Below are 18,162 nucleotides of genomic sequence, written 5' to 3' on the forward strand. Positions count from 1 at the left end.
ATTATTATTTTGATTTTACGATGAAGATCCGGCGCGTAAGATAAAATAATAAATATCCTTGTCCAATCCCCCTTTTAGGTTAGATTTTTCCTGCGTTGAAGCAAATAGAAACCGCCCGCGGCCACCAGGCATAAGATAAACACAAGCGTCCACAGGCTTGTGAACCCGAATTTTTCTGCATACACACCGCCCGTGCTGCTGCCAATGACTTGTGCAAGGCTCCACGACATCGTATACATGCCTGCATACTGCCCCCTGTTTTTTTCCGTGCTCAGGGAAATATAATACGAGTTCATGAAAGGCATCGACAACATTTCAGAAAAAGTGATCACCACTGTTGAAATAAGCGCTACCAGCAAACCACTCGACAATGGTATATTAAGGAGCAGGAACGAAAGCCCCATCAACACAGAGCCGTAACTCATCAGTAAAAGATATGGCCGCCTTCCTTCAAGCTTGAAGACCAGCACCATTTCGATCACAGCGATGATGATCCCGTTGACCGACATCACCACCCCGATCCAGAATTCATCCAGTTTTAACCCGTCTTTAAAAAAAATAGGAATGGTAGTAAACAACTGGAAGAAACAGATGGCAAACACTAATTGAAAAAAGAGAAACCACAAGAAATTTTTATCTGTATAAGCAGACTTCGTCGATTTCACTTCTGTTTTGGAAGTGATCGTTGAATGCTGTTGCTTCAGTGTTACTTTCGGTAAAATGAGCAACAGCAAAAATGCCGCGGAAATATTGGTAAAGCCATCTACCCAAAACAGCAGATGATAATTGATGGAAGCCAGGAAACCGCCCAAAGCAATCCCTACACCAAACCCGAGATTAATGGCAAGACGGACCAATGCAAAAGACTGGGTACGGTTTTGCGGTGTACTATAATAGGCTATGGCAGAGGAATTGGCCGGCCTGAAACTTTCATTCACCATCGCTAACGCGAACGTACAAACGCAAATAGACAGGAACGAATCCATTAGCCCGAGCACCATGAACAATATCCCCCCGAGAAAGAGTGCGCCAAACTGGACATAATAAAACCCGAACTTATCGGCAAGCTTTCCTCCTCCCAGTGCTCCAAGAACAGAACCTACTCCATACACTGCCACCACAAATCCCCCTTGCTCGATGCTATATCCACGATGTTTGCAATACAGGGTCATAAATGCCAATACCATGGTGCCGCTCCTGTTGATAAGCATGACAATGCTGAGCAGCCACATTTTCCTCGTAAGTCCGCTGTATGCCTGTTTGTATAAATTTGCTGTAGCTGCAATCATTGTTCTGGATTCTAAATAATCATAAAGTCATCAGTCCTTGGTGCTGCTTCAAACACCATTTTCATTTCTTCCGGTGGCACTGCAAGTTTCCGCAAAGCGGTATTCATCCATGCACCATCTACGGTGATGACGGCCGCCAGTGTTTCGGCATCCCGCCATAATTCATGTACCATCGACCAGCGGCTGTAATCTGCCGTCACACTTTTCACTTTCAGGTTGATCCGCACCTCATCGCCATATCGTATTTCCTTCCTGAACACCGCTTCTTCCCTGAATAAGATCGGGCCTATCTGGTACTTCATCATCACCGGCATCCCGAACCCATGTTCGGTAAGAAATGCCATCCGGCAATTGGCAGCAAAATCATAATATTTGGAATGCAGCACATGAAAATTGGGATCCAGGTCGGACCAACGCAGCTCTACTTTCTTTTCAAATTCCATTATTAGTATTTTAATAAATAAAAAAGATCCTTTCCGCAACCAATCGAAAAGGATCTTCAAAATTTTTTATAAATCATCATTTATATAAAATCTCATAATACTCTTTCGCCATGCGGTTGCTGTCAAACTGCCAACGTACGTCCCTCATGCCATTCTTCACAATGTCGCGCCATACATGCTGATTGTCATAATATAAAGGTAGAATTTGATTCTCCAGGATCTCGTATAATTTTTCGAGGTCGTATTGGTCCTGCTCGTGAACGCTTACATTTTCATAGTCGATCGGCGGAACCACAAAGCCGTTGTTGCCATGGTTGATGAATTCGCAGATCCAGCCATCGTTGGTACTGAAATTCACGGAGCCATTCATCGCGGCAGTCATACCACTGGTTCCACTGGCTTCCCTTGGTACACGTGGATTATTCAGCCACACGTCCGAAGCCTGCTTCAGGCGCTTGCTGAGATCCAGTTCGTAACCTGTGCAAACGGCTACGTTCGGGTAACGTTTGCTAAGATCTACCAGGTGATTGAAATCACTGATAGCAGGATAATCAACAGGATAAGGCTTTCCGGCCCATACGATCTGCACCGGGTAGCGGGTATTGCCCAGCAATGCATTGAAACGTTCGATATTTTCTGTAAGTAACGCGGCCCTTTTATAACCGGCAAACCTGCGTGCCCACACGATCGTGAGAACATCAGGGTTCAACAATTTTCCCGTCTGATCGGCAATGATATCGAATGCACGTTTTTTCAGGTATCTTTTACGATCGATGAACCCATCTTCATTATTTTCATCGGCAAAACGGTACAATTGTTTATCAGCCCAGTATTGCCAGTTCTGCGCATTGGTGATCGCTTTGATCTCACAAATACCGCTGTACTTGCTCCACATCTTACGGCTCACTTCGCCATGGAGCTGGCTTACACCATTGGCGAGATGTGCAAAACGTAATGCCGCCAATGAATGATTGAACTGATCGTCATTAATACCGGTGATCTTACGCACTTCTTCCAGTGGCACACCACAGAAATAACTCATTTTATCGCAGAGGTAAATATCATGCTTTTCATTACCCGCTTCTTCAGGGGTATGTGTAGTGAACACCATCCTTCTCTTCACGTCTTCCACATTCCCGAATTTTTTGTACAGGTAAAATGCAGAGCTGATCGCATGTGCTTCATTGAGGTGATACAACTCAGGATTGTAATTCAGCAGATCGATCAGTTTGGCACCACCAACTCCCAGCAGGATGAACTGCGCTACTTTAGTAGCTACGTTGGCATCGTACAGGCGATGAGTAATGGTTTGCGACATGTGGTCATTTTCCGGAAGATCGGTCGTCAGCAAAAATAAAGGCGCCGATTTGAAGGTTTCCGGATTAAGGTACAATGCTTTCACCCAAACGGCATGTCCGTGAATATCGATCTGGTATTTGATACCTGTATCTTCCAGGTAATTGTATATTTTTTCGTTCCATTGTACCTGCAGGGTCTGATCAGAATTACGGGCCTGGTCGTAATACCCGTATTTCCACAATATGCCGATACCGATCAGGTTTTGCCTTAACTCATAAGCGCTTCTGAGGTGAGAACCGCTGAGATACCCCAACCCGCCACTGTAAATTTTCAATGGCTGCTTGATTGCAAACTCCATAGAAAAATAAGCAACTTTTTTCGCATAAGCCGGATCAACCGAATAAGGCACCTGAAATTGAGAAAAATTCATACTAGTTAATATTGATTTGGCTGCAATATAAAACGTTTTTGCATTTTTAGGTAATAAAAAGGCAAACGTGTAAAAATTACACGAAACAAGCCTTATCCATAATTTTTATTTACGAAAAATAATTTTTAGATTTGTCTAAATATTTAGTTTAAACCAATGAAATTTACGGAAGCCGAAGAGAACTACATCAAAAGCATATACCACCTGCAGATAACTCATGAAAAAGTATCTGCTACCCTGCTTTCCGCCGCGGTGAATACCAGGGCCGCCTCCGTAACGGATATGCTCAAGAAGCTCCAGTTGAAAAAGCTGGTGAATTATAAACCGTATCAAAGTTTCACCCTCACGGATAAAGGCGTGAAGACAGCTTTGGAGATCATCCGCAAGCATCGCCTGTGGGAATTTTTTCTCGTCAGCAAACTGGGATTCAACTGGGATGAAGTACACGATATTGCTGAAGAACTGGAACATATCAGCAGCAAGGAATTGATCACGAGGCTGGATAACTACCTCGGCAATCCTTCTTTTGATCCGCACGGCGATCCTATACCTGATAAGAACGGAAGGATAAAACAACTCAAACAAAAAAATCTTATCGAAACGCCATTAAAAAAGATGGCTACCGTTTCCTCCATCAGGGACCAGAGCAATGAGATGCTGGAGTTGCTCAAACATTACAACATCAGCATCGGAACAAGGCTCAGGATCAACAAACGTTTTGAGTTTGACGGATCTGTAGAAATTAAAATGGAGAAAGTGCCTGCCGCCATTCTGAGCGAACAGGTTGCAAAAAATATATTCTGTACGATATGAAGATAACGCATATAGGATACGACAATTCGCTGGGAGAAGTACACGGAACGGTAGATACCATCTCTCCGAAAAAAGGCTGGAGAAAAATATTCTCTTTCCTGGGGCCGGCTTACCTGGTAAGTGTGGGATATATGGACCCGGGAAACTGGGCCACCGATCTTGCGGGTGGAAGTAAATACGGGTATTCACTGATATGGGTATTGCTGATGAGCAACCTCATGGCATTGTTGCTGCAGGGGCTTTCAGCAAGATTGGGAATAGTACGTGGCCGCGACCTGGCGCAAGCTAACAGGGAAGCCTACCCGAAATATGTGAATTTTATTTTGTACATCCTCGCCGAAATTGCCATTGCCGCCTGCGACCTTGCAGAAGTGCTGGGTATGGCCATCGGTATACAATTACTCACCGGCCTGCCCCTGATCTGGGGCGTAAGTATCACGGTGCTGGATACTTTTCTTTTACTCTACCTGCAAAAACTGGGCATGCGTAAAATGGAAGCATTCATCATCGCATTGGTGGCCATCATTGCACTTGCCTTTCTTGTGCAGGTAATACAGGCCGGGCCTGTAGTGAAAGATGTGGTGAAAGGATTTGTTCCGTCGATCCCCGACAAGCAGGCGCTTTTTATTGCCATCGGTATCATTGGCGCCACCGTGATGCCCCACAACCTCTACCTGCATTCGGCATTGGTACAATCGAGAAAGATCGACCGTTCCGACTTTGGTATCAGGCAGGCATTGAAGTTCAACAGGATCGATACCACCATCGCACTTAATATCGCGTTCTTTGTTAATGCCGGGATACTTATCCTGGCAGCATCCGTATTCTTCACCAGCGGCAATTCACACATCGCTGAAATAAAAGATGCTCACCAGTTGCTGCCGAAATTCTTAGGCAACACGGCACCAGTCCTCTTTGCAGTGGCCCTCATCGCTGCCGGGCAAAGCAGTACGGTCACGGGCACACTGGCAGGGCAGATCATCATGGAAGGTTATCTCAGCCTGCGCATCAATCCCTGGTTGAGAAGGCTCATCACACGCCTCATCGCCATCACACCCGCCATCATTGTCATACTTATTTATGGAGAAGATGAAGTGACAGCATTGCTTCTCATGAGCCAGGTGGTGTTAAGCATGCAGCTTGGGTTCGCCATCATTCCGCTTATTCATTTTGTGAGTGATAAAAAAACGATGGGAAAATTCGTCATCAGGCCCATTACCCAGATTGCCGCATGGCTGATAGCAAGCGTGCTGGTATTCCTGAATGTAAAAATGCTGGTAGATCAGGCAATGCCTGTATTTTCAACGGATGCAACAGCAAGTAAGATCGCCCTCATAGCAGCCGGACTGTTCTTTGGAGGACTGTTATTTTATATAATATTCTTTCCTTACATCAATAAAAAACGATTGCAGAAATCCATCGCGATGCACAATGAAAATGTATTGTTACCTGAACTTTCGATCCCGGTATACAAAAAGATCGCGGTGGCATTGGATTTCAGCGAGAATGATCCGAAGATCTTATCCGCTGCCTTCGGACAAGGATCGGGTGATACCAATTATTTGCTGCTGCACATCGTAGAGAGTGCTTCCGCAAAATTACATGGCAAGGAAAGTGATGATTATGAGACCAGGAAAGATAAGGAGCGGATGGAATTATATGTCAGGCAATTATCCGAAAAAGGGTATCATGTGAGAGGACAGATCGGTTTTCGAAGCCGCGTAAAAGAGATCGTGCGAATAGTCGTGGAAAATGATGCAGACATGCTGGTGATCGGTGCCCATGGCCACGCCGGGCTGAAAGATCTTTTGTATGGCGAAACGGTAAATGCTGTACGACATGAACTCAAGGTTCCCGTGCTGGTGGTTACTTTGTAACTTCCGCGAGTTTATCCTGTAATTTAAGGTCCCAGTCTGCCTGGATATCTTTCAGCTGACCGTTCTTTGTTTGTCCGTCGTAATCATCCTGCATCTTGTTCATGATGTCGCAGCATTCTTTGTACAAACGGGGCAACACGGTGTTGATATTGCCTGTGGTGATCTCCATTCCCTTCAGGCGATTTACAAAAATACTCGCGGCAATGAAGCTGATGTCGAAGTGATGTTGCTCATGGTTCAGGATGTAAGCAGTCGTTTTACCTGGCTTCACCCATGATTTATCCTTGCTGAAATAACAATATACCGAAATGTTGATCTCCCCTTTATTCCCATTGCGTTTCATGGAAGCATTGTAACCGAAGCCCGACATGGTGATAGCAGCAACAATGCCTGTTGTATTAGGCTCACCTTTAAAATCCGGCCATTGTAATTTTTTCGACGGATTGTAATAAATGACCTGCGATGCCGGCATGGAAGTTTTTTCCGTCCAGCTAATGTTGGTGGTTATCTGCGCCTGCGCAGCAATTGAAAAAAATAAAATGAAAGAAAGAAAAATATACCTCATAGCGGATCTCCTGTCGACAAAAGAACGTGGTAATCTCTAAATAAAACATTAAGAATTTAAGTATTACAAATACATTAACAAAGTGAATGGTGAATGGTGAATAGTGAATAGTGAATAGTGAAACCTTCGAGGTTTGATTGTAATGATCCATTCGCAAAAATCCGTAATTCGTAATTCGTAATTTCTAACCTTTTACAGTAGCGAGCCTTTGATACACTTTCGCAACAATGGAATCTATGTCCTGTTTTTCCATACAATTGAAATGCTCCAGCGGGCAGGTTCTTGTACCGTATTTACTACATGGCTGGCAGGCAAGTTTAAGATAGATATTTTCGTATGGCATCGCATTATGCTGCAGGTAAGCCGAACCGTAATACGGCTCTACATCCAGCGCCGGCGTGGTAGCCCCCCAGATGGCCAATACCGGTTTTTTGAAGGCGCAGGCGATGTATTGCAAACCTGTATCGTGCGAAACCACCATTTTAGATTGGCGTATGAGGTCGGCAGATTCGTTCAGGTTGAACTTACCGCAGGCGTTGTAAATTTTGGTCGTATCCACGGAAGCGATCTGTTCTCCGGCCTCCGCATCTTCTTTTCCTCCCAATAGAATAATCGGATGTTCAATCTTCCTGCACAATTCCTGCAATCTGTGCACCGGCATTTTTTTGGTATTATAAGATGCTCCAATCACAAGGGCAATATAACCCAGCCAGTGAGAAGTTGGGATATCTTCTTTTTTAACTACATCTTTTTCAGGAATGAAATAATCGAGCCCGAGCCCGTCATCCTTCACCCCCAGTGGCTTTACAGTATCCAGGCTGCGTTGGGTGATATGCCTTTTGGGCATCACGTTGATATATAATTTGGTGAGCAGAAATTTTTGTAAGGATAATTTATCGATCGTGTAAGATTTCTTTTTTAAGGCTCGTTTGATCTTTGAACTGCGAAAGTTTTTATGCAGATCAATCACCGCATCGTAGTCTTCCTTTTTAAGTTCTTCGATCAGTTCTTTCATATTATCCTCGTAATAGAAAAATTGATCGATGTAAGGGCTATGTTCCGTTACAACGCGGAAAGATTTTTTGGTAAGGAAATGTATCTCCGCATCGGGTACCTGCTTTTTGATACAACGCCATACAGGGCTTGCAAGTACAATGTCACCTATGGAAGAAAAACGTATGATGAGAAATTTAGGCATTTTTTTTATTACAGGAATTTTTAGAATTACACAGCCTGCCCCGCAAAAGGCGGGGGATTACACGAATTATTTTAAAGACAACCTTCAAACCCAATCTTCAAAAATTGAAAACCAGCAGCAGTCTGTCGTCGTTCGTCTGTCATCAGTGGTCATTTGTCAGTCGTCTTCCTCATTCCTCCACATAATTCAAATCCTTATCAAATGTTTCTTTGATGGTTACCGCCGATAAGATCGCGATGCTCATTACGATGATAGCGGTGATCCAGCCGGCGCTTACATAATCCGTTTGGTGGCTGAGTGCTTTAAACACCGGCAGAATGAAGATCGCCAGCATTCCACGAACCATATTGGGGATTGTAGTGGCCGCAGTGGCACGGATATTTGTACCGAACTGTTCCGCACCTACCGTTACAAATATCGCCCAGAAACCGGTACCAAAGCCGAGTCCGGCGCATACCAGGTACATCGACATGGCAGATCCGTTATATAAAGCTGTAAAGAACAATACGATGAATGCAATGGTGATGCCATAAAATACCAGCAGCGCTTTCTTGCGGCTACGCATCCACTGGCTTACCAATCCGCTGAGAATATCGCCGATGGCGATGGCGGCATAGGCAAACATGATGGCTTTACCAGGATCAATCTTATCCCTGATACCAAAAGCTGCTCCGAATTCTTTTGAAAAGGTAACCAGCACCCCGATCACAAACCAGGTGGGCAAACCGATCATGATGCTTTGCAGATATTTTTTGAAAGTCGCCCAGCGGGTAAACAGCTGAAAGAAATTTCCACGGCGGATAGTTGTCTTTTTTACTTCGTTATACAATCCTGATTCAAAGACTGAAATACGCAGCAACAAAAGTGCAAGCCCGAGCCCGCCGCCGATAAAATAACAATGCTGCCATTTATCTACATTTTCTTTTACAAAAAATGCAAACACAGCGCCGGTAAGGCCTACGCCAGCTACCAATGATGTGGCGATGCCGCGTTTTTCTTTCGGGGTCAGTTCGCTTACCAGGGTTATCCCGGCACCCAGTTCGCCTGCCAGGCCAATGCCTGCAATAAACCTTACGAGCGCATATTGATCTGTCGTTTGTACGAAACCGTTAGCAATATTTGCCAGTGAATACAAGATGATAGAACCGAACAAAACAGAGAGCCGGCCTTTTTTGTCGCCTATCACGCCCCAGAGGATTCCCCCGATCAACAATCCGATCATCTGCCAGGAAATGATCTTCTCCCCTTCGGTAGTGATCATCGCAGGTGAAAGCCCCATAGCTTCAAGGCTTGGTACGCGGATGATGCCAAACAACAGCAGGTCGTAAATGTCTACAAAATATCCGAGTGCCGCCACCAGCACGGTGATATTGAAAATAGGATGTGATTGCTTTTGGATCATGGTTCCAGGTCTTTTTGAATTTCAACCAGGGTTTCGGCAGGTTTCTTTTTAGAGAAAAATAATTTTATGATGATGGGTAATGTGGTGACCAGCACGATGCCGATCACGATCACTTCCAGGTGTTCGCGAAGATCGAAGTTGAATGAGCGCAGGAACAATTGCTGCAGGTAATGCCCTGCAAACAACATCGTAAATACCCATGCGATGCATCCGACAAAATTATAGAAGGTGAATTTTTTCTTATCCATTCCTACGATACCCGCTACGATGGGCGCAAATGTGCGGATGATGGGAAGGAACCTGGCGATCACGATAGCGCCGCCCCCGTGTTTTTCGTAAAAATCTTTTGCCTGCAGTAAATATTTTTTCCGGAAGAAGAACGTATCCTTTCTTTCAAAAAGGAACGGGCCGCTTTTTTTACCAAACCAATACCCCACAAAATTCCCCAGTATACCCGCGGCCGAAATGATGACCCCTAAAATGATGAGGCTTAAGAAACCACCTGTACCCTGTATGCCCAACCCCGACTCTACTAACTCGAGACTGTAAATGCCCGTTACGAATAACAAGGAATCCCCGGGAAGGAAGAACCCTGCAAACAAACCTGTTTCAGCAAATACCACAAACACGATGAACCAGATGCCACCGAAGATGATGTAGAACATCGGCGTAAGCAGATCTGTCCAGGTAAAATTTTTGTGCAGGTAGATCGTATTATCCTTATCCGCTTTTGCGAGAGAAAAATACCGGGCATCATAATCTTTTCCTTTCACCGAAAAAGAATCCGATCCTGAGAGATACAGCTTTACATTTCCCTTATCGTCTGTTTTAAAGATAGAATCGTGGAAACTGACTTCCGCCGATTTCACTTCTGCTTTGTACTGGTTACGGAATTTGATAGTGACAGTATCCTGGCAAAAACCGGTGATGGCGTAAAGCAGGGCTATAGATAATATGCTTAATTTTTTCATGTCTGTTTTCTCGTTCTTGAACTTTTCTACGTTAATAAAATCAGCCTGCTGGGTTTCCAATATAACCTCCGGGGTTTTCCACTAACCCCGGAGCGTTTCCCGGCACAAACTCCCGGGGGTGAAAAGAAACCTCCGGGGTTTTTCGCTAACCCCGGAGCGTTTGATCGGCACAAACTCCCGGGGGTTGAAAGAAACCTCCGGGGTTTTCCACTAACCCCGGAGCGTTTCCCGGTGCAAACGCCCGGAGGGTGAAAGAAACCTCCGGGGTTTTTCCAGGTTTATGCCCCCTCGGTAAGTTCTCCTTCCCATTTGCTCACTACTGCTGTGGCGATGCTGTTGCCCACAACATTGGTTGCGCTGCGGCCCATATCCAGCAACGGATCGATGCCCAACAACAATGCCAGTCCGGCTTCCGGGATATTGAAAGTAGCCAGCGTACCGGCAATCACCACCAGCGAAGCCCTTGGCACACCGGCGATCCCTTTGCTTGTGAGCATCAATATGAGCAACATGCTGATCTGTGTGCCGATGTCCAGATGGATACCATAACTCTGCGCAATGAACAGCGATGCGAATGTCATATACATCATACTGCCATCGAGGTTGAAGGAATAACCCAGTGGCAATACAAAACTTACGATCTTATTCTTACAACCAAAACGTTCGAGTTCGGTCATCGTTTTCGGAAATGCTGCTTCGCTGCTGGAAGTACTGAAGGCGATCAATGCAGGCTCTTTTATTCGTTTAATAAGCGTAAGTATACGTTTACCGATGAATAAACCACCGGCCAATATCAGCACCGTCCAAAGAATGGCCAGGCCAAAATAAAATTCGCCGATGAAGATGGAATACGTTTTCAATATGCCCAGGCCCTGCTTGGCAATGATGGCCGTCATGGCACCAAACACCGCTACCGGGGCGAAGTTCATTACATAACCGGTCACTTTCAGGATGATATGCGCTACCGCATCCAACGCTTTTACCACAGGGTCGGCCACTTTGCCCAATGCCGCCGCGGCTACGCCAAAAAAGATCGCGAATACCACGATCTGCAGGATCTCATTCTTTGCCATGGCGTCTACAAAACTTGCAGGGAATACATGGTAGAAAAAATCTTTCACCGTAAGGGCGGCTTTATCGATACCAAGGTTCACACTGCTTTCCGGCAGCGGAAGATGCATCGCTTTGCCGGGCTCAAAAAAGTTGACGAGGATCATCCCCAGCAGAAGGCTCATCAAAGAAGCGCTGATGAACCAGAGCAAGGTTTTTCCACCGATCCTGCCCACGGCTTTGATATCGCCCAATTTGGCCACCCCCACTACAAGTGTGGTAAACACCAGTGGCGCTACGATCATTTTGATCAGCCTTAAAAATATATCTGCCATCAGGCTGAACCATTCGAGTTTTTTATCGCGGGCTTTCACCACTTCATTTTTTTGAAGCAGCACCAGTTCTTTTTCTTTTACCAGCGATTTGTACGCTGCATTGCCGGTATCGGTGAGAGAGGCCAGTTGTACATTGAGCTGTTTCAAGGAATCGGACCAGCGATTGACTGCCTCCATGGCGGAAGAAGATGTGCTATCGGCGAGTATATTTTTTTCAGCCGCTTTCTTTTGGGCGGCAGCGGCTTCTTTCAATTTCGTAAGCTGGCCGGATAATGCTTTTTGAGAAGGTATTTCATAGGGGCTCATTTTCTGGTGCAATCCATTCTGTATGAGTTCCGCATTTGCTATGGCTGTGTTTTCCTTACCTACATAATTTTTATTCAATATGAACCCCAACCCGATCCCTAATACCAACGCGATGCCTATATATAATGTGAGCCGGCTGCGTTTCGTTTTCTGATGTTCCATATGCAAATGATATATTTTGCAATATAGCATTTAAACCTTGTTGTGTACAACCCGTTATAAAAAATGTACTAATGGTGGTATTTATTATATTTTATTGCTTATTTTTCCGTCCTTATTGATCATAAAAATTACCAAACTGTATGAGTTTATTTGTAAAAAAGCCAATGAATGTATTGATGGCAGAAGCTGCCGATACAGAAAAAGGCCTTAAGAAAACCCTTGGCGCCAGGTCGCTGGTAGCATTGGGTATAGGCGCGATCATTGGTGCCGGTTTATTCTCTATCACCGGAGGTGCCGCTGCCAACCAGGCCGGACCTGCTATCACCATTTCTTTTATAGTTGCCGCGTTGGGATGTGCTTTCGCGGGCTTGTGTTATGCTGAGTTTGCCTCCATGATACCTGTTGCCGGAAGTGCTTACACGTATTCTTATGCCACCATGGGTGAATTCATCGCATGGATCATCGGGTGGGACCTGGTATTGGAATACGCAGTAGGTGCCGCTACAGTTGGTATCAGCTGGAGCCGTTACCTCGTCAAATTCCTCGAATCTTTCGGTTATCATCTCGATCATCGTTTCACCGTAGGACCATGGGATGGCGGTATCATTAATCTTCCTGCGGTATTCATTATCGTGCTGATGAGTTTATTGCTGATCAGGGGTACTTCAGAATCCGCTAAAGTAAACGCGGTGATCGTGGGGGTAAAAGTACTGGTGGTGATCATCTTCATCGCACTGGGCTGGGGTTATATCAACACTGCAAATTATACTCCTTATATCCCTGAAAACACCGGCACTTTCGGTCAGTTCGGCTTCAGCGGGATCATACGGGCTGCGGCCATCGTGTTCTTTGCGTACATTGGCTTTGATGCAGTAAGTACTGCCGCACAGGAAGCTAAAAACCCGAAGAAAGATATGCCTATAGGGATATTGGGTTCACTCGCTATCTGTACAGTTCTTTATATCCTTTTCGCTCACGTAATGACCGGTGTTACTTCTTATAAAAGTTTCCAGGGCCAGGATGGTATCGCTCCGGTTGCGGTAGCGATCGAACATATGGGTAAAGTTGGCGCAGATGGATTGGTGCACGCCGATTATCCATGGTTGAACAAAGCTATCATCATCGCTATCCTTGGTGGTTATGCTTCCGTGATCCTGGTGATGCTGATGGGCCAGAGCCGTGTATTCTATAGCATGAGTAAAGACGGGCTTTTACCAAAAGTATTCAGCGCCGTGCATCCGAAATTCAGGACGCCTTCAAAAAACAATTTACTGTTCATGCTTTTCGTAAGCCTTTTCGCGGCATTTGTTCCTGCACGTGTAGTAGGTGAAATGACAAGCATCGGTACCCTATTCGCCTTCATCCTCGTATGTGTTGGGGTGATCGTGCTGAGAAAAGCACAGCCGGATCTTCCGCGTGCATTTAAAACACCGCTGGTACCATTGATCCCGTTGCTGGGTGTTGCTACCTGTTTATTCATGATGGTATTTTTGCCTGCCGATACCTGGATCAGGCTGATCGTATGGATGCTGATCGGTTTCGATATCTATCTTTTCTATGGCGCTAAATACAGTATCCTTGGTGATGGTACAACGAATCGTAAAGGGACCAGGATCGCCAACATTACGGGTATCATCCTTTCGTTGATACTGGTAGCAGTTGCCTACCTGCATAATTCTTCTTTGCCGGCAGGTACCGAAGACGAGTTATTCCATATTTCATTGGGCATCGCCATTCTCCATCTTTTATTATTTGGTTATAAATTGGCCACCAATAAAAAAGAAACAGCATAATCTACGTGTAAATTTATTTCCTCAACTGCCCGGTCTTACCCGGGCAGTTTTGTTTTCTGCAAAAGCAGGTTTTTATAAACGCAGAAAGAAATACAACTCACACCCGTTTTTGCTACGGTTCATACCGATCGCACATCCTTCAGGCGTAAAAATTGTTGATCATGTTATAAAAACTTCATAACATGAAAATCAGACAAACCTTTCAGAAATTCTTATTGGCAACGGCCCTGGGAACATCCCTGATCGTCACTACATCTTCCTGCGATAAAGATGACGATACGGCACCGGCGGCAAAAAACATCACAGAGATCGTAAGCAGCGATCCAAATTTTTCGTTGCTCAAATCTGCAGTGATCAAAGCCGGACTGGCAGATGCTTTATCTACAGGCACCCTCACTGTATTCGCCCCTGACGATGCGGCTTTTGCGGCTGCGGGTATTACCAGCGCCACTATCAATTCACTCTCGGCAGCCGATCTTGCCAACCTGCTCACCTACCACGTGGTAGCAGCGAATGTTAAAGCAGCCAACGTACCCGTTAGTGATACGGTGAAAACATTGCAGGGAAAAAACCTGTACGCTTCCCGAAATGCGAATGGCGTATTTGTAAATGGCAGCAAAGTGAAAAGCGCTGATATTACCGCGGCTAACGGTACTATCCATGTGATCTCCACAGTGTTGACGCCTCCAACGAAAACCATTGCTCAACTCGCAGCCGAAACACCAACGCTCTCCAGGCTGCTTACGGCAGTTGTAAAAGCAGGATTAGCGGGTGCAGTCAGCGGACCGGGAAAATACACTGTATTCGCCCCGACCAATGACGCGTTTGCAGCAGCCGGGTTCCCTACGGATGCCTCCATCAATTCAGCTGACGCTGCGGCGGTTACCGGCATCGTTACGGCCCATGTGCTGCCAACCACTGTATTTTCAAGTGATCTTATTGCGGGAAGTACTGCCAATACCATTAAAACCGGTACATCACTTACGATCGGCCTTACCCCTCCGTCGGTAAAAATAACCGGCAGTGCCAATGCCGTTTCCAACATTATTTTACCTTCCGGCGTAAACATTATTGCCACAAATGGTGTTGTACACCTGATAGACAAAGTGCTCCAATAAAACTATTTCACCCGGATAATATGTACGTCAGCAGATCTGTATCTGCTGACGTATTTAATTCACAGATATGTTTACGCACAAATACCGCTACTTATTTGTCTTTTTGCTGTCTGTATACACTTACCTGAATACGGAATTCTGTAATCTTTACGATCATTTCGGTATAAGGATAGAAGCATGGTATGCATTTGGGACCATATTGGTCACCACATTGTTCATATTGGAAGTCAACAGGCTGCTGGAAAAATTCATCCGCAAATTTTTTCTGCCTCAAAAAAACAAGCTGCGCTTTCTTGGATTCTTTTTCATTTCGGGAAGCATTGCGGCTACCATAATCTCCACCGCGATGGTATTCGCGGTAGGAATGGGGTTACATTCATTTTCTTTTAAAGAGAATATCATCCCGCTTAAATTGAACCTCACGTATGCGTGGCTGGTGAACCTGCTCTATCACCTCATCAATGCGGTGATCTTTTATTACAAGGAATACTCTTCTACGCGTATCGAAACGGAAGAACTCAAAAGAATACAGGTACAGGCAGAATTACAGCTGATCAAGAACCAGATAAATCCCCATTTCCTTTTTAATAACCTGAATGTGCTGGCCTCACTGGTGATGCAGAATAATTCGGAGGCGAACCGTTTTATAGAAGAGTTTTCTGTGGTATACCGGTACATTCTCCAGAATCATCAAAAGGAATTAGTTCCGTTGAAGACCGAACTTTATTACATCAACCCTTACGTATTCCTGCTGCAAAAAAGGTTTGGCGAGGGGCTGAATGTCACAATAGATGTTCCGGCGGAATTCAGTGAATACCTGGTAGTGCCGGCGGCATTACAGATGCTCATTGAAAACGCGATCAAACACAATGTGGTAAGCAGGAGCAAACCCCTGAAAATTGTTTTGCAGGTGATCGACAGGAATGCCATCAGGGTCACCAATAACCTGCAACCAAAACAAACGCCGGAAACCTCTACAGAAATAGGTCTCAGGAATATCATCAAACGTTACAGTCTTGTAAGCGAGCGGCAGTTGGTCATCAGTGACGGAGGGGCTGATTTTTCTGTGATCATTCCATTAATCCATAATAATTGATGCAAGATGAATATCCTGATCGTTGAAGACGAGGTGCTTGCTGCCGAAAGGGTTCAGTTACTGGTAAAACGGTATGACCCTTCCATCAATATCCTTGGATCGCTCGAAAGTATTGAAGAAACAGTGGACTGGCTTAAAACCCGCCAACACCCGGATCTTTTGTTGATGGATATTCAATTGTCAGACGGACATAGTTTTGAAATATTCAAACAGGCGACCGTAAATATCCCCGTGATCTTTACGACTGCTTACGACAACTTTGCCATAGAAGCTTTCAAGAATTTCGGGATCGATTACATCCTCAAGCCTGTAACTGCGGAGTCATTGGCGAGTTCGATACAAAAATATAAAGCACTCAACAGCCGCATCCCGCAATATGATGAAGCAGAATGGATGGAGAAGTATAAAGGCATAACAGGCATTCAGTACAAAGACAGGTTCCTGGCGAGGATAGGCGCTAAAACATTTTTTATACAAACAGAAGACGTATGTTGTTTTATTGCTGACAATAAAACTGTTTTCCTCGTAGATAAAAACAATAACAGGTTCATTATAAATTACAGCATAGAAAAATTAGAATCAGTTCTTGACCCTCATTATTTCTTTCGCATCAATCGGAAGATGATCGTTCACAGCAAAGGGATAGAACTGATCAAACCTTACAATAATAACCGGCTGAAATTATCGCTGAAAAACATTTCGTTCGGCGAAGAGATCATTGTAAGCCGGGAGCGTGTGCAGGATTTTAAAAAATGGGCAGAAGGTTGATAGCTGACTACCATGGGTTGACTACCATGGGTTGACTACCATGGGTTGACTACCGCGGGTTGACTACCGCGAGTACACTACCGGGAGTTGACTACCGGGAGTTGACTACCACGAGTAGACTACCACGGGTTGACTACCTTTCCTGAACACAACCCAAAATCTTCAAGGCATACTGACTTCGTATGTATGAAGCGCAAATGAAGCCAGCCAATGCTCCCCTTCATAATTCCCATCGGTGATGGAGCCGATGGAATAATTGAAATGTTTTTCACCCAACGCTTTCAGGTGCCCCAGCTGTGCAGGAAACTTTTTCGCCAGCAAAAAGAAACACCATGCCCTGCTAAAGTTCAATCCATCAAGATGAACCAGATGACCGTCTTCCCTGTCGGATACTTTTGCTACTTCCCAATCGAATTTTTTGTTGAATAATTGTGGCGCAAACTTTTTTGCCCAGGCGATGAATTCATTTGCCGGCAACACTTTTTCCATCAGGTTGATCTCTTCCATGCAAGGCGATAAAAAATCGGTGCCACTCGGCTCCCAATTGAGCGGGCAGCCGGCATCTTTCAAAAAATATCTTTTTGCATTGACGGCAATGGATTCTTTCAACGGGATATTATGGGTGTGTACCGCATAATCATACGCGAACGACAAACCGAAAGCCGTGTTGGCATGTGTGCCGATGCGCAGCGGATATAGCAGTTTGGGAAGGAATTCGATGTAACGTTGTACCAGCAGATCCGTCAGCGGCTGGAGATTCCTGGCCAGTGGTTTGGCATAACTATCTTTCGATTCATCCAGTGCCTGCTGTAGTTTCAGCACCCATGCCCAGCCATAGGTACGTTCAAAAGACTTCTCGTGTTTTTTACTGAGATAAACAACCTCCGCATCGATATTCTCCTTCGATAAATTCGTTGCGAGTTTTTGAATCACCGAATCACGGTTTTGCAAAGCAGGAAATTTATTCAGCAGGTATCCCAGCGACCAATGCCCGTGAACGGAAGAGTGCCAGTCGAAACAGCCGTAAAACGCCGGGTGCAATTGTTTGGGCGAAAGCAGTTCGGAAGGGTCATTCAACAACTGGCTGAGTTTGTTGGGATATTGCTGCTGCATGCATTTCATGGGTAATGCAGCCAACCAGTTGGCCTGGTCAATTGTCAGGTCTGCCTGCGCATTCAAACGCATACAAACGAATACATACGCAAGCAAAAAAATATATTTCCTCATGGTGATTTAGATTTTTACTT

At 45.1% G+C, this 18,162-nt stretch carries 15 protein-coding genes; 6 read left to right on the plus strand and 9 right to left on the minus strand.

Annotation, left to right across the window (positions count from 1 at the left end):
- Nucleotides 1–74: 74 nt before the first annotated feature.
- The 3 genes from EGI32_RS14775 to glgP all read right to left on the minus strand — a co-directional run bounded on the left by EGI32_RS14775 (nt 75) and on the right by glgP (nt 3,461).
- Nucleotides 75–1,289 carry an MFS transporter gene (locus EGI32_RS14775; RefSeq protein WP_255156129.1) on the minus strand — a complete coding sequence of 405 codons (1,215 nt, stop codon included), beginning with the start codon at nt 1,287–1,289 and terminating at the stop codon, nt 75–77.
- A gap of 11 nt (nt 1,290–1,300) precedes the next feature.
- A complete protein-coding gene (locus EGI32_RS14780) occupies nt 1,301–1,732 on the minus strand; it encodes a thioesterase family protein (protein ID WP_255156130.1) in 432 nt (143 codons plus the stop codon).
- 76 nt (nt 1,733–1,808) lie between these two features.
- Nucleotides 1,809–3,461, minus strand: a complete 1,653-nt coding sequence (glgP, locus tag EGI32_RS14785) for an alpha-glucan family phosphorylase (protein WP_255156131.1) — start codon at nt 3,459–3,461, stop codon at nt 1,809–1,811.
- A gap of 156 nt (nt 3,462–3,617) precedes the next feature.
- Between glgP and EGI32_RS14790 the strand changes: the two genes are divergently transcribed.
- Both EGI32_RS14790 and EGI32_RS14795 read left to right on the plus strand, forming a co-directional pair.
- Nucleotides 3,618–4,274, plus strand: a complete 657-nt coding sequence (locus EGI32_RS14790) for a metal-dependent transcriptional regulator (RefSeq protein ID WP_255156132.1) — start codon at nt 3,618–3,620, stop codon at nt 4,272–4,274.
- Nucleotides 4,271–6,151, plus strand: coding sequence for an Nramp family divalent metal transporter (locus EGI32_RS14795; protein ID WP_255156133.1), 1,881 nt, complete (start codon nt 4,271–4,273; stop codon nt 6,149–6,151). The genes EGI32_RS14790 and EGI32_RS14795 overlap by 4 nt, the downstream gene beginning before the upstream one ends.
- Here EGI32_RS14795 and EGI32_RS14800 read toward each other — a convergent pair.
- The 5 genes from EGI32_RS14800 to EGI32_RS14820 form a co-directional block, all read right to left on the minus strand.
- Nucleotides 6,141–6,716 carry a hypothetical protein gene (locus tag EGI32_RS14800; RefSeq protein WP_255156134.1) on the minus strand — a complete coding sequence of 192 codons (576 nt, stop codon included), beginning with the start codon at nt 6,714–6,716 and terminating at the stop codon, nt 6,141–6,143. The two genes, EGI32_RS14795 and EGI32_RS14800, sit on opposite strands and share 11 nt — an antisense overlap.
- Nucleotides 6,717–6,900: 184 nt before the next feature.
- Entirely contained in the window at nt 6,901–7,914 is a 1,014-nt protein-coding gene (locus tag EGI32_RS14805; RefSeq protein ID WP_255156135.1) for a glycosyltransferase family 9 protein, read from the minus strand.
- A 169-nt stretch (nt 7,915–8,083) separates the two neighbouring features.
- Nucleotides 8,084–9,316: an MFS transporter gene (locus tag EGI32_RS14810; RefSeq protein ID WP_255156136.1), complete on the minus strand. Its 1,233-nt coding sequence runs from the start codon at nt 9,314–9,316 to the stop codon at nt 8,084–8,086.
- On the minus strand, nt 9,313–10,287 hold the full coding sequence (locus EGI32_RS14815) for a DedA family protein (RefSeq protein ID WP_255156137.1): 975 nt from the start codon (nt 10,285–10,287) through the stop codon (nt 9,313–9,315). Before EGI32_RS14815 ends, EGI32_RS14810 begins: the two co-directional genes overlap by 4 nt.
- 278 nt (nt 10,288–10,565) lie before the next feature.
- On the minus strand, nt 10,566–12,140 hold the full coding sequence (locus EGI32_RS14820; protein WP_255156138.1) for a dicarboxylate/amino acid:cation symporter: 1,575 nt from the start codon (nt 12,138–12,140) through the stop codon (nt 10,566–10,568).
- 140 nt (nt 12,141–12,280) lie between these two features.
- Between EGI32_RS14820 and EGI32_RS14825 the strand changes: the two genes are divergently transcribed.
- The 4 genes from EGI32_RS14825 to EGI32_RS14840 all read left to right on the plus strand — a co-directional run bounded on the left by EGI32_RS14825 (nt 12,281) and on the right by EGI32_RS14840 (nt 16,915).
- Nucleotides 12,281–13,933, plus strand: coding sequence for an amino acid permease (locus EGI32_RS14825; RefSeq protein ID WP_255156139.1), 1,653 nt, complete (start codon nt 12,281–12,283; stop codon nt 13,931–13,933).
- Between the two features lie 182 nt (nt 13,934–14,115).
- The gene (locus tag EGI32_RS14830; protein ID WP_255156140.1) at nt 14,116–15,051 is read left to right on the plus strand and encodes a fasciclin domain-containing protein; all 936 of its coding nucleotides are present in this window, start codon (nt 14,116–14,118) and stop codon (nt 15,049–15,051) included.
- Nucleotides 15,052–15,118: 67 nt separating this feature from the next.
- Complete coding sequence (locus tag EGI32_RS14835) at nt 15,119–16,147, plus strand: sensor histidine kinase (RefSeq protein WP_255156141.1); 1,029 nt, start codon at nt 15,119–15,121, stop codon at nt 16,145–16,147.
- A gap of 6 nt (nt 16,148–16,153) precedes the next feature.
- Nucleotides 16,154–16,915, plus strand: coding sequence for a LytTR family DNA-binding domain-containing protein (locus EGI32_RS14840; protein ID WP_255156142.1), 762 nt, complete (start codon nt 16,154–16,156; stop codon nt 16,913–16,915).
- A gap of 162 nt (nt 16,916–17,077) precedes the next feature.
- Here the strand turns inward: EGI32_RS14840 and EGI32_RS14845 are convergent, their stop codons facing one another.
- Nucleotides 17,078–18,142 (minus strand): DUF2891 domain-containing protein, encoded by a 1,065-nt coding sequence (locus tag EGI32_RS14845; protein WP_255156143.1) that lies wholly within the window; start codon nt 18,140–18,142, stop codon nt 17,078–17,080.
- Nucleotides 18,143–18,162: the final 20 nt, after the last annotated feature.

Source organism: Ferruginibacter sp. HRS2-29 (assembly GCF_024343615.1).
In the GTDB taxonomy this organism is placed as follows: domain Bacteria; phylum Bacteroidota; class Bacteroidia; order Chitinophagales; family Chitinophagaceae; genus Ferruginibacter.

What these genes read in the sequence shown, in the direction of transcription:
- EGI32_RS14775 (WP_255156129.1), bottom strand. Translation starts at nt 1,289, where the DNA reads ATGATTGCAGCTACAGCAAATTTATACAAACAGGCATACAGCGGACTT.
- EGI32_RS14780 (WP_255156130.1), bottom strand. Translation starts at nt 1,732, where the DNA reads ATGGAATTTGAAAAGAAAGTAGAGCTGCGTTGGTCCGACCTGGATCCC.
- glgP (WP_255156131.1), bottom strand. Translation starts at nt 3,461, where the DNA reads ATGAATTTTTCTCAATTTCAGGTGCCTTATTCGGTTGATCCGGCTTAT.
- EGI32_RS14790 (WP_255156132.1), top strand. Translation starts at nt 3,618, where the DNA reads ATGAAATTTACGGAAGCCGAAGAGAACTACATCAAAAGCATATACCAC.
- EGI32_RS14795 (WP_255156133.1), top strand. Translation starts at nt 4,271, where the DNA reads ATGAAGATAACGCATATAGGATACGACAATTCGCTGGGAGAAGTACAC.
- EGI32_RS14800 (WP_255156134.1), bottom strand. Translation starts at nt 6,716, where the DNA reads ATGAGGTATATTTTTCTTTCTTTCATTTTATTTTTTTCAATTGCTGCG.
- EGI32_RS14805 (WP_255156135.1), bottom strand. Translation starts at nt 7,914, where the DNA reads ATGCCTAAATTTCTCATCATACGTTTTTCTTCCATAGGTGACATTGTA.
- EGI32_RS14810 (WP_255156136.1), bottom strand. Translation starts at nt 9,316, where the DNA reads ATGATCCAAAAGCAATCACATCCTATTTTCAATATCACCGTGCTGGTG.
- EGI32_RS14815 (WP_255156137.1), bottom strand. Translation starts at nt 10,287, where the DNA reads ATGAAAAAATTAAGCATATTATCTATAGCCCTGCTTTACGCCATCACC.
- EGI32_RS14820 (WP_255156138.1), bottom strand. Translation starts at nt 12,140, where the DNA reads ATGGAACATCAGAAAACGAAACGCAGCCGGCTCACATTATATATAGGC.
- EGI32_RS14825 (WP_255156139.1), top strand. Translation starts at nt 12,281, where the DNA reads ATGAGTTTATTTGTAAAAAAGCCAATGAATGTATTGATGGCAGAAGCT.
- EGI32_RS14830 (WP_255156140.1), top strand. Translation starts at nt 14,116, where the DNA reads ATGAAAATCAGACAAACCTTTCAGAAATTCTTATTGGCAACGGCCCTG.
- EGI32_RS14835 (WP_255156141.1), top strand. Translation starts at nt 15,119, where the DNA reads ATGTTTACGCACAAATACCGCTACTTATTTGTCTTTTTGCTGTCTGTA.
- EGI32_RS14840 (WP_255156142.1), top strand. Translation starts at nt 16,154, where the DNA reads ATGAATATCCTGATCGTTGAAGACGAGGTGCTTGCTGCCGAAAGGGTT.
- EGI32_RS14845 (WP_255156143.1), bottom strand. Translation starts at nt 18,142, where the DNA reads ATGAGGAAATATATTTTTTTGCTTGCGTATGTATTCGTTTGTATGCGT.